Origin of the sequence: Desulfobacter sp. (assembly GCA_028768545.1) — a bacterium.
GTDB lineage: Bacteria > Desulfobacterota > Desulfobacteria > Desulfobacterales > Desulfobacteraceae > Desulfobacter.
Genome location: CP054838.1, coordinates 4,036,492 through 4,049,027, shown reverse-complemented (window position 1 = coordinate 4,049,027; position 12,536 = coordinate 4,036,492). Strand labels below are relative to the sequence as shown.

Sequence of the window (12,536 nt, the reverse complement as noted above, 5' to 3'; positions counted from 1 at the left end):
ATTTTGAACGTCCTCTATAATTTTGATTGGTTCAAGTATCATCCAAACATAACTTCCTTCAGATATTTGATATCCATAGCAGCATTCAACCTTTTGGTTTTTACACTCCCTTTAAATGTCTTATTGTTCCGTAATAAATTTAATGCAATGTGCCGAATCGCTGCAAAATTCTCAGGAGAGTTCCCCTTTCTGACTCTGCTTTCGTCTTCACGGAACGCAATATCCAATACCCAATGCACTGAATTTTCAATTCCCCAATGCCTCCTGACAGCATTACCAAAAATATTGGGGTCGCTATCCAGGCTCGATATATAATATCGCTTTTCATGACTGATCTGGCCGTCCATTTCCCGGGTGGATTCAATCATTCCAATACTTTTCAAACCTTTCCAACTTTTTTTATCTTCAAACCAATCAATATCAGAGGTTATCACAGCCCTGCGCGTTTCGACTCGACCGTGCCCTCCGTCAACACTGGTCTGTTCATTAAACTGGTACCCCTGATTTTTCATTTCTTCCATTTTATTGAAAAAAAGTACCGCTTCATCATGCAAGGTTTTATGATTTTCTTTCAGGGCAAGGACATAGTCACACCCTTTGTTTATTATGGTTTCAGCGATTTTCTTTTGAGTGCCCATGGCATCAATGGTTATAATGCAGCCCGAGATATCTAAAAGTTTTAAAAGATTTGGAATGGCCGTAATTTCATTTGATTTTTCTTCGGTTTTTAATTGCCCTAAAACCACTTTATTAGACGAAGCCCACGAACTGATCATATGAATGGCTTTCTTATCATTGGAGGTATCGTGTGAACGCCTTAGAGTTTTGCCGTCGATTGCAATGACTTGACCTTTGGTCATCTTTGCAACCGACTGAACCCAGTGCATAAAACTGCTCTGAAATTCATTCGGGTTCATCCTTTCAAAAATTCTGCCAAAGGTGTCATGGGAGGGTATCCCATGGGGAAGGCTTAGAAATTTTGACAACCACCTTTTTCTCTTTTTGCCAAAGTTTTCAATTTGCTCATAAGTGTCTGCGCCAGCAACTACCGCACAAATTGCGATGATGACGACATCAATTAAATTATGAAGCTTATTGTGGTGTCTGGGGTCCTGAATATTGTCAAAAAAAGTTTCAAGAGATTTTTTTTCGTTCATTGGCAACTCCTTGTGTTTATTGCTATATATATCGTATCTGTGCAGCGATGTCTAGGAAAATTTTGTTCGATGCTCATATACTATAGCAAGCCAGGAGAGCCAGGCTGGGATAGGGTGAAGGGGGTGGAGTGGCGTAAATGAGCGGCCCGCCAGGACGGCATAGGTCCGATCATTTCCGCTTCTTAAGCGGTCAGGACGACCGCTTAAGATTTAACGGAATCCCCTCACCTATTCCAGCCGGGTAAGGACGAATCTTAATAAAAGTTACATGCGATGACCCTGTCAGCCATCCTTATCCCGACGATTTCCTAGCAATTTGAAAAAACCGGGTCAAAATCGATTCGTGAAATATGCGGATTGTCTAGTCAACCGGCAGATAAAAGACCAGCTCGGTATTGGTGTCTTTGGACTGGGCATAGAGATAAATTCCTTAGAAAAAAATACGGTTTGATTTTTGAAAAATCTCTAAAAATCGATCTTCCTGGTCCATCAATTCTTCAGGGCCTGCCATCCTGGTGCTGCCGAATTTGGAAAACTCAAGCCTCCCTTTTTCATCAATGTCCAGTTGGCCGAAAAACCGGTTGACCGAGGCAAACCCGCTGAGTTTGCCATCCAGTTGAAATTGAACAAATGCAGGCTCCTCCCCTTTTAGATCAACTGTTTTTCCGTTTTCAATCATTTGCCTTAAAACCCACTGCACCCCGCTGATTTTTTTAAAATTCTTTGAGGTAATTCTCACCCGGGTTTCTTTTGTGTTCTTATCCGCCAAGGTGCACCCGATGCCGGCCAAGGCTATGACAGCTGCAATGGTTAAAACCACAATTTTGGCAGACCAGGCATGCCTCCTTTTTCGGTTCATATTGCCTCCTTTTTAGATCTGTGTTTCCATCTTCGGGGTATCAGACCATGGCCAAGGGAAGAAAGCAACTCCTTGACCTGATCAAACCGGTTGGGCTATAATTAATTTGTTCAGCTCATTTTATTCTTACTCCAGGATATCTCTAATCATCAGAATTTGAATTCAGGTCGCAGGAAAATTTAAATTTTCTGCCGCAAAAAAAAGAGTCGAAAAACAAAGAATTAGAGATGATCTTCAATACAAAACCTTTGGGAACACAATTCCCGACAAAGGCAAGGCAGCCATTTTATGATTCTGGTAATCGGAGAAATCCTGTTCGACCTGTTTTTGGACGATCGGCGCATCGGCGGCGCACCCTTTAATTTTGCCTTTCACCTTAAAAAACTGGGATTTGATGTCCGGTTTATCTCGAGAGTGGGACAAGATGACTTGGGTTCAAATGCCATAGAGGCCGTTGAGGCCGCCCGGTTTGATCCGGGCGATATTCAAAGGGATACTCTCTTTCCCACCGGCAGGGTAAAGGTTGTCATGGACGTGGACGGGTCACATGAATTTTGCATTGCCCAAAACACGGCCTATGATCATATCGTCTTTGACCACCGACTAAAGGCCCTGAGTGAATCAGGTCCTGCACTCTTTTATTTCGGCACCTTGATTCAACGACCCCCCCATGGACACAGCCTTGTAAAATCCGTTCTTGACCACCTGCCCCCTGAAACCCAAACCTTTTGCGACATCAACCTTCGGCCCGGGTGTTATTCCAAAAAAACAATCGCATTCAGCATCAGGGCTTCGGACATCCTCAAACTCAGCCTTGAAGAGCTTTGCCTGCTGGTGCCAGACCAGGGGATGGGACTGGAACAGCGGGCAGCCCGCCTGCTTGAAAAAGGGCCCAAACGCGTAATTCTTACCCTGGGGGAAAAGGGAAGCCTTTGGGTATCCAAAAAAGGCGCGGTTCATTCTGATTCACAGACCTCAAAAAATATTTCAATTGCCGATACGGTCGGGGCTGGAGATGCCTATGCCGCCATGGCTGCCGCAGCTGGCCTTTCAAAGATTGACCCCAAAAAAGCCATGGCCATGGCCTAAAAATTTGCAGGGCAAATCTGCGAAATTCAAGGCGCTTTGCCCCTGGATTCCAAAATTTATGCCACCTATTTACCAAGGTTTTCCCATGAATAAACCCTATATACAGATGTTCAGCATCCACGGTCTGCTGCGGGGTCATGATCTTGAACTGGGATATGATGCCGATACCGGAGGTCAAATCCGGTATGTGGTAGAATTGTGCCGCACCCTCTCCTCCCACCCGGATGTGGAAAAAGTGGATCTTTTTACCCGGCTCATCAGCGATAAATCCTATTCCCCGGACTACAGCCAGCCCATTGAAAACATAAATGAAAAATTCAGGATCGTCAGAATCCAGTGCGGGGAGCGCAAATACATACGCAAGGAACTGCTATGGCCCCATTTAAATGAATTTGTCGATAAAACCGTCAAATTTATTCAACAGGAAAAACAGGTTCCGGACATTGTCCATGGGCATTATCCAGATGCAGGATATGTGGCCATGGAGCTTTCCCAGTTTTTTGGGGTCCCTTTTTTATACACGGGCCATTCTCTGGGCCGGTCCAAAAAAGCAAGGCTGATTGATGAAGGCATGGACACAAAAGAGATGAACCGAATGCTCAAAATTGACCATCGCATTGAAACCGAAGAGACCATACTCAAGTATGCCGATCTTGTCATCACCAGCACCACCCAGGAAATAGAAGGTCAGTACGGCCTTTACCAGAGCCGGGCCCTATCCTCATACAAGGTCATCCCCCCAGGCATCGGCATTGATAAATTCTATCCCTATACCCATGATACCTTTGAATCCACAGTAGAAAAAGAAGAGGCCCTGTTTGCCAGGTCATCCCTCAAACAAGAGCTGAACCGGTTTTTCCAATTCCCTGACAAACCCATGATCCTGGTGCTCAGCCGACCGGATAAGAGAAAAAATATCGCAGGTTTTGTCCGGGCTTTCGGCAAGGACAACGATCTCCAGGCCATGGCCAATCTGGCCGTATTTGCAGGAATCCGCAAGGATATCTCCAAGATGGAAGACAATGAACGGGATGTGCTCACCCGGATGCTCTTGCTCATGGACAAGTATAATCTTTACGGAAAAATGGCCATTCCCAAAACCCATAATTTCGAGCATGAGGTCCCGGAACTATACAGAATCGCCGCCCAGAAAAAAGGGGTGTTTGTCAACCCGGCCCTGACCGAACCCTTTGGCTTGACCCTGCTGGAATCTCTGGCCTGCGGGCTGCCCATTGTGGCCACCTGTGACGGCGGGCCCAAGGATATTGTGGCCAATTGCAGCGGGGGTATTCTGGTGGACCCCAAAGATGATGCCGCCATTTCAGAGGCCATTAGAAAAATCATTGCTACCCCAGACCTCTGGAATGAATTTTCCAAAAACGGCATCCTGAAAACCCGGAAGATGTATACCTGGGAAACCCATGGGGCCACCTATATGAATGCCATACAAAAGGTCTCCAAAAATTTTGAAGCCTCTTCTCTGAGTGTCAGGACCCCGAAACACAGTATCGGGCGCAGGCTTTCCAATTTAAGCCATATGATCATCACCGACATTGACAATACCCTTTTGGGCGGAAACCCTGAAGCGCTGGATCAGCTGATCAAAATGATAGCCATCCACAAAGATCGGATCGGATTTGGGGTGGCCACCGGCAGAACCCTTGAATCGACAATCAAAATATTAAAACTCAATCATATCCCAAGCCCGGACATCATTATTTCGGATGTGGGCAGCAGGATCAACTACGGCAAGGATCTGCACCATGACAAGGGCTGGGAAACCCATATTTCAAGGGGATGAAAACCTGAAACCATGACCCTGCGCCTTGCAGACATCGACTTTATCACCCTTCAGGCCCAAGACCGCCAAACGCCTTATAAACGCTCCTACTATATGGCCCCGGGAAAAGACCGGCTGCCTAAAATTCATCATGTCCTCACCAAAAACCGGTTTTTGTACACCCTGATCTATTCCCATGACAAATACCTGGATATTCTGCCCCACAGGGCGTCCAAGGGAAAAGCCTTGCGCTACCTGAGTTATAAATGGGAAATCCCCTTAAAACATTTTCTGGTGTGCGGAGATTCGGGAAATGACGAAGAGATGCTCAAAGGAGACCCCTGTGCCGTTATTGTGGGAAATTACAGCCCGGAACTGTCCCGGCTGAAACCGGGCCGAAAACGATACTTTGCCAAAAACTCTTATGCCGGCGGCATTTTAGAGGGATTGGCCCATTATAATTTTATTGAAACTGCAATGAGGTAAGCCATGACCTTAAAAAACAAAATTCAATTGATTACCTATCCGGATTCCCTGGGAGCCAACCTGCCTGAACTCCACTATGTGCTGCGCAAATTTTTTTCAAGGCGGTCCGGGGGGTTCACATCCTCCCCTTTTACCCCTCCTCTTCTGACAGGGGGTTTGCCCCCAAAACCTATGATGAAGTGGATCCGGCATTCGGCACCTGGGAAGATGTGGAAAAAGGAAACATGAGCGAATATGCAGACATGTTTCTCACCTTTGACAAGCTTGTGCCGGGCGGATTTATCCCCGAAGAAGATCTAAAAAAAGTATATACCCGAAAACCCCGCCCTCCTTATCAGCAGCTTGAACGGCCCAACGGCACCCTGGAAAAAATCTGGTGCACCTTTGATTTGATTACGAGCAGATTGATCTGGACTATGATTCCCCCAAAACCCGTGAAGTCATGAGAAAATTTCTTATCCGCCTGGCACGGAACCGGCCCAAAATGATCCGCCTGGACGCCATTGCCTATACCACAATGGAACTGGGCACTAATTGTTTTTTTGTGGAACCCAAAATCTGGGAATACCTGGACTGGTTTGACGATTACTCTGCGGCATTTGATACGGAGATCCTGCCCGAAATCCACGAACATTACTCCTACCAGCTCAAGCTGGCGGAAAAAGGGTATTGGTGTTATGATTTTTCCCTGCCCATGCTGGTGCTCCACTGTTTGTACATGAACACCACCCGCCAGCTCAAATCCTGGCTGAGAAAATGCCCCAGAAAACAGATTACCACCCTGGATACCCATGACGGCATCGGCGTGGTGGACGTGATGGATTTGCTCAACCAGGATGAAATTGACGACACCTTAAAAATGCTCTACAAACGGGGCTCCAATGTCAAAGAGACCTATTCGGGTCCTGAATACCAGAACCTTGATATCTACCAGGTCAACTGCACATATTACTCGGCCTTGGGCTGCCATGATGATGCCTATATTGCGGCAAGGACCATCCAGTTTTTCACCCCGGGCATTCCTCAAGTCTATTATGTAGGGCTTTTGGCCGGTGAAAATGACATTGAATTGCTGGAGCGGACCCGCCTTGGCAGAAATATCAACCGCCATAACTATACCTTGTCCGAAATCCGCCAGGACATTCAAAAGCCGGTGGTTCAACGGATTTTAAAACTCATGGAGTTCAGAAATTCCTATCCGGCCTTTAACGGGGAGTTTAATTTGATCAAATCCTCGGACACGGCCCTGACCCTGGAGTGGACCCAGAAAAAATACACGGCAACCGCCTATATTGACGTTAAAAACTATGGGGTCAAGATCACCTATACGGATCCTGTGGCATCCAGAGAAACTGATTTTATCGTATAGGCCAGTACCCCAGCCTTGGTTTCATTCTTTGCCGACAAAAATAAAAGAGGGACACCCGCCTTTCCATCCTGTAAAAAATCCGGACAGCCTGTTTAGGGTATAAATGCCAACGCCTATAACTGGGCGAATAAAAAATCCCTTGTTTAAAAAATATGCGGCCCGCCAATCTGCCCTTCCTCAAAGGCAGGGATAAAAAAAACAATTGCAAAATTCAATTTTAACCGAGCCCGTATTTTGTCCTCTTGTCCTCTTGTCCTCTTGTCCTCTTGTCCTCTTGTCCTCTTGTCCTCTTGTCCTCTTGTCCAAGTTCTCTTATAGGCACGGTATTTGCTATTTTCTCCCCAGATAAACCTGAACATCAAAGGTCATCAAACCAATGGGATGACACTGGAATGAAGGATCACAAAAATAATAAGGAGAGAAATTCAATATGAGTATCCGAACCAAAGCCTGGTTGCTGATCATCATTATCACCCTTTCTGTGTCCGGGATTTGCGGCAATTTTATTTTCAGTCTCAGGCGAATGAATGCCATTGATGAAAATCTAAAAATCATGAATCAGATCAATATTAAGCTTCTGGAATGCCGCCGTCAGGAAAAAAACTACCAGCTTCGCGGACTTGCCGTCCATGGCCAAGATAGGCTCAACTCCGTTGAAAAATGGGAAACGCTTCTGGCAACAGGACTCTCTTTGACAAAAAAGGCTGAAAAAAACTTAGGCCCCAGATACATAAACTCACTTAACGCGGTGAACCGGGAGATAAACGAGTACAAAAAAGTATTCCAGGGACTTGTCAAAACAGATCAAAACAATCCAAGGTCATGGGATACTTTTCTGGAAAAAAAACTGGTGGACAGGGCAAGGGCAAGCCAGACCCTGATTCAAAAAATTCGGGAATGTTCAGAATTCTGTGTCACGGTTTCGGTTCCCGGATCTGCCTCAGCGCCAGCGGAAGTAAAAGTCAGGTCCGAGAATGGGCCTTCAATCAGCCACGTCGGAGGAGTTGACTTTTGCTGGAGTGGAGTTCCTGGAACCATCTTTTCCATCTGTAAATAAATCCCTATCAAATTCCCAGCTCTTTATCCAGCCGGCCTTCAAAGAAAATTGCCAACTGGGAAATTGTCAGTGACCAATTTTGAATCGGCATTGTCCATTTTTTACTGGCGTTCTGGATCCCCATGTAAAGCAGCTTTAACAGGCTGTTCTGGTTCGGGAATGATCCCTTTGTTTTGGTCAGTTTTCGAAACTGTCGATGCACAGCCTCAATGGTATTTGTGGTGTATATTATCCGTCGAATCTCTTCTGGATATTTAAAGAAATGACTGAGGCGTTCCCAGTTGTTCCGCCAGGATTTTATCACAATCGGGTATTTGTCATTCCATTTATTTTCCAAGATATCCAGTTCTTCTTCGGCCAGATCCTTATTGACCGCTTTATAAACACGTTTTAGATCTGCCATAAATTCCTTTTTATTTTTGGAACCAACGTATTTCAATGAATTTCGGATCTGGTGGACTACGCAGAGTTGAACTTCTGTGTCCGGGAATATGGTCTCAATGGCCTCGGGAAAACCTTTTAGACCATCAACACAGGCAATCAGGATATCTTTTACCCCTCGGTTTGAAAGGTCTGTTAACACCTGCAGCCAGAAGTTCGCACCCTCATTCTCGGATATGTACAGCCCAAGAACCTCTTTGCGGCCCTCGATATTCACCCCAAGAATTGTGTAAACGGCTTTGCTGCCGACCTTTCCGTTTTCTCGTACTTTATAATGTATGGCATCAAGCCATACGATTGGGTACACATTTTCCAACGGCCTGGCCTGCCATTCTTTGACGGTATGGATGATTTTATCGGTAATGGTGCTCAGAGTGGCATTTGAAATCTCAAGTCCATAGATTTCCTGTAAATGGGAAGCCATATCATTATAACTCATGCCCAGGCCGTAAAGGGCTATTATCTTTCTTTCAATTTCATCGCTGAGCGTTGTCTGATGTTTTTTGACGATCTGTGGAGAGAAGGTTCCGGCCCTGTCACGCGGGGTTTCCAGCTCAAATTTACCATCCAGGGATTTAATGGTCTTTTTGCTTTTTCCATTACGGCGGTTGGCAGAAACTTCCTGCCCGAGATGGGACTCCAACTCTCCTTCAAGAGCAGCTTCAGCAAGATTTTTGATTAATGATGTAAGGACGCCGCCCTTACCTGTGAAGGGTTTACCTTCCTGGATGCCTTTAAGGGCTTTTTGAAAATCAAATTCGGTGTTTTCTTCGGTCATGTCAGTTCTCCTTATTTAGCTGAGTATATCAGCTTTCATTCAACTGACACAGAATTTTGAACGCCCTTAAAAATTCAGGACTTGGAGCAGATCCACAAGCAGGCCATCATGGTCCAGACGAAAAAAACAACCTGTATCCTGGGCATCCTTGTGGGTCTCTGCCTTGGGACGTTTGGATATTTTCTCATGAATCATTTGGTCCGGCCCGTGGTGGCCGTATCTTCCATGCTCAGGGAAATCGCTTCCAGGGAGGGCAATCTGACCCTGCGCCTGGCTGTCAGACAAAATGATGAAATCGGAGACCTGGCCGGATGCTTCAACACTTTTGTCCAGGCGATCCAGACCATTATCAAGGATGTCTCCGCCCATATTCAAACCCTGGCCGCCTCCACAAAACAGCTGGATGACATTTCCACAGATCTTAAATCCAATGCCGAAAAAACCTCTGAAAAATCCATGTCCATGACCTCCACCGGGGCTCAGATGAATGTCAACATGGCGCATATCACCAAGGCCTCCAGACAGACCACAGAAAATATCAAAGAAATGGTGTTGGCCACAGAAGGGATGAGCACCAACATCAGCACGATTTCCCTGAATGTAGAAAAAGCAAAGTCCGTCTCAGGCCTGGCCGTGGATAAAATCAGTCTGGCGTCCAATAAAATTGCGGCCCTGGGAGATTCCGCCCAAAATATTGGAACGGTAACCGAGGCCATCACTGAGATTTCAGAACAGACCAACCTGCTGGCCCTCAATGCAACCATAGAAGCGGCAAGGGCCGGTTCTGCCGGCCGGGGATTTGCCGTTGTGGCCAATGAAATAAAAGCCCTGGCCCAGCAGACCTCTGACGCCACCCAGGATATTAAACAAAGCATCCTCGGGGTTCAAAAAACAACAATTTCATTTTCCCGGGAAATCAAAGAGGTCTCTGAAATCATCAATGAGATCGACACCATTGTCTCTTCCATTGCCCTGGCCATGGAGGACCAGAAGCAGACCACCCAACAGGTGGACAAAAACCTCCATGCTGCCTCCAATGAAATCCACGGCATGGATGAAAACATAAGCCAGGGCGCCGCAGCCACACGTCAGATGTCCACAGATATCGAGGATGTGGACCACTCGGCCAAGGAAATTTACACAACCGCCTCCCAGGTCAGCGCCTATTCGGAAAAACTGGCCGGGCTGAGCGTGGAACTCAAAAATATCATGGGACGGCTGCGCACCTGAAATAAAAGCCGGATCAGTGGCAGGCCCAGATGACCTGCCACCCAAAAACCAAGAAAAAAAACAAAACAGGGAAACTGCCTTATTTTTTAAGCCGTAAACAAGGAGAGGCAAAGACCTCGACGGTTTCCTGGTGCAAAAAGGTTTTGCGGATCCGGGCCGCCTTTACCCTGGCCTTTTTTACACTCTGTTCGGGAATCTTGTTTTTTTCGTACCAAAGATCCGGATCTGCAATAAAGCCTATGATTTCACGCTCTGCCTCACTTGCGTTTTTACAGGACTTGACCAGATGGGGGGTAAAGGCAGGGCCGTAGTGTTTATCTGCAATCTTCTGGGTCTGTTTTCTGGCATGGTCCCAAAGATTGTCCGGATCCAGAAGGATAATGGGGGCCAAAGGATTTTCATGGATTTTCATGGAGGTGATGGTGATGGACAATTCCTCTGCACTCCCGTATCCCCCGGTATTGATAATGGGCAGATTGCTCAGTTTCTGCAAATGATCCTGGCGGGCCAGGCGCAGGCCCTCGTCATATTTAATCAGACCGTCACAGGTGGTCAAGGAAGCCTGGTTTTCCCCTTCCAGCTCAATGGCAATGCCGATGCTCATGATATTGTGCTGCCTTGCAAGGTCATTGGCCTCTTTCATCAGTCCGGGCCCGCCCCCGTGGACAATACCCATCTCATCTCCCAGGCCGATGGCCAGCCGGTTGATCAGATCCATGGTCAGTTGATTGTCTGCGGCATGGGTGTGGGACCCGTAAAAGGCAAACCAGAATCTTACCCGGTCAAACCGCTCCCAGTCGTCTGGCTCCATAAAGCAGCCATGGTAAAATGAGTATAGTTTATCAATTTCAGGATCATAGCGCATGAACTCGCACTGGGAATGGGGCGCATGGGTAATCTCGATCATGTGCTTGATATAATCATCTGTAAAACTCGGATTTTTAGCATTGATTAAAAAGGTGCGCAGGCCGCTGCGCCGCAGGGCATCCACCACGTCCCTGGCCGGAAACTCCCTGGCAATAAAGACCCGGGAGTTGACCCCCCCAAGCACAGAGAGTTTGCCCAGGGTTTTTCTAAATTTTTGTTCCACGGTATCGGGCAGGGTGGGTTTATGCTTTCTTGTGGTGGAGGTCACAAGGCTGTTTCGGATGATTTCCACCTGGGCTTCCCCGTCAGGGTCCAGGGCCCTTGGCACCTGGACAAAATTGGCCTTATTCAGGATCAGTCCCAGAGAATCCTTTTCCATGGTGTCAAAAAGATTGGCCACCTCGGCATGGGTGAGCAGGTCACACAGCCTGTATCCCTCTTTGACCCTTGCCTTTTCAAGGGGAACCGTCAAAGGATTTTCACTTCTGAAAAACCGGATCCGTATCCGGATATCATCCAGGCAGACCCGATTTTTTCCACGGTGAAACAATTCCACCTGCCGGTCCCTGAAGGTGCGGAAAGGATCCAGAACCCTGGCCGGTAAATGGAGGATCTTTTCGTTTTCAGGGCTGACCACGGCATCAATAATCCCGTAAATATCTCCAAGGGAAATCTTAACCGCCCCCACAAAAAGATCTCCCGGATTTAAAGCGGCCGAGGCAAGATCCAAAGGCACCCTGGACCGGATGGTATTCAAAGCGCTTCTGCCCTTTTTCACCACGGCATTGAGGCTGGTCTGGTTCATGGCCGCAGGTTCAAACCGGTATTGATAGGGGGAGAGGGCCGCCTCAATATAGTCGCATGTCCTGCCCGTGACAGGATCTGTCTCCTGGCAGATGTCAAACCCGCCATAATACCTTTTGCCCATACGGCTGCCCACAAAGAGACGTTTATGAAGATAGTGCCTGACATCCTGAATCCGAAGTTCCGGGTCCATGACCACAAGGCGCCCGATCTCATCTCCGGGCTCAAACAGATCAAGGGCGTTTTCCATCAAGGGGTTGAGATTGAGTATCCGGCCGGGAAGCAGAATTTTAGATCCTTTGATTTCAGGGGAGACAACAGGCTCTCCCGGCAGATGGGTGTCTGTGAGGATGCCCATCTGGGCATTGCCGCTCCGCCCTGAAAAAAACCAGGGTTTATCCTCTTTTAAGGCGGAAATTATATAATCTGACACCTGGGGAAATACAAACTGGGCCCTGACCCCTTTTTCCTCGGGATCTTTTTTAAACAGTTTATTGATATATCCGTCCGGGCTGATGATCTGGGGAATGTCCATGTGGTATCCTAACTTGGTTAACGAGGTTGGGACTGCGCATTCAACACTGAAAGAAACAATACCCAGGCAGATTTTTTCCGTCAA

The 12,536-nt window shown here is 47.1% G+C and carries 7 protein-coding genes and 2 pseudogenes; 5 read left to right on the top strand and 4 right to left on the bottom strand.

Annotation, left to right across the window (positions count from 1 at the left end; all coding sequences use genetic code 11):
• Positions 1-38: 38 nt before the first annotated feature.
• Positions 39-1,157 carry an ISAs1 family transposase gene (locus HUN05_19590; protein ID WDP87055.1) on the bottom strand — a complete coding sequence of 373 codons (1,119 nt, stop codon included), beginning with the start codon at positions 1,155-1,157 and terminating at the stop codon, positions 39-41.
• Between the two features lie 430 nt (positions 1,158-1,587).
• Positions 1,588-2,016, bottom strand: coding sequence for an META domain-containing protein (locus tag HUN05_19585; GenBank protein ID WDP87054.1), 429 nt, complete (start codon positions 2,014-2,016; stop codon positions 1,588-1,590).
• A 288-nt stretch (positions 2,017-2,304) separates the two neighbouring features.
• Between HUN05_19585 and HUN05_19580 the strand changes: the two genes are divergently transcribed.
• The 4 genes and pseudogenes from HUN05_19580 to HUN05_19565 all read left to right on the top strand — a co-directional run bounded on the left by HUN05_19580 (position 2,305) and on the right by HUN05_19565 (position 7,797).
• Positions 2,305-3,105: a hypothetical protein gene (locus HUN05_19580; GenBank protein WDP87053.1), complete on the top strand. Its 801-nt coding sequence runs from the start codon at positions 2,305-2,307 to the stop codon at positions 3,103-3,105.
• Positions 3,106-3,190: 85 nt separating this feature from the next.
• Positions 3,191-5,371, top strand: a pseudogene (locus HUN05_19575) (HAD-IIB family hydrolase).
• Positions 5,372-5,374: 3 nt separating this feature from the next.
• A pseudogene (gtfA, locus tag HUN05_19570) lies at positions 5,375-6,740 on the top strand (sucrose phosphorylase).
• 430 nt (positions 6,741-7,170) lie between these two features.
• Entirely contained in the window at positions 7,171-7,797 is a 627-nt protein-coding gene (locus HUN05_19565; GenBank protein ID WDP87052.1) for a hypothetical protein, read from the top strand.
• A gap of 7 nt (positions 7,798-7,804) precedes the next feature.
• On the opposite strand, the gene HUN05_19560 is transcribed toward HUN05_19565, so the two are convergent.
• Positions 7,805-9,016, bottom strand: coding sequence for an IS256 family transposase (locus HUN05_19560; GenBank protein ID WDP87051.1), 1,212 nt, complete (start codon positions 9,014-9,016; stop codon positions 7,805-7,807).
• Between the two features lie 108 nt (positions 9,017-9,124).
• Between HUN05_19560 and HUN05_19555 the strand changes: the two genes are divergently transcribed.
• Positions 9,125-10,246: a methyl-accepting chemotaxis protein gene (locus HUN05_19555; GenBank protein ID WDP87050.1), complete on the top strand. Its 1,122-nt coding sequence runs from the start codon at positions 9,125-9,127 to the stop codon at positions 10,244-10,246.
• 79 nt (positions 10,247-10,325) lie between these two features.
• Here the strand turns inward: HUN05_19555 and HUN05_19550 are convergent, their stop codons facing one another.
• A complete protein-coding gene (locus tag HUN05_19550; protein WDP88151.1) occupies positions 10,326-12,452 on the bottom strand; it encodes an LOG family protein in 2,127 nt (708 codons plus the stop codon).
• Positions 12,453-12,536: the final 84 nt, after the last annotated feature.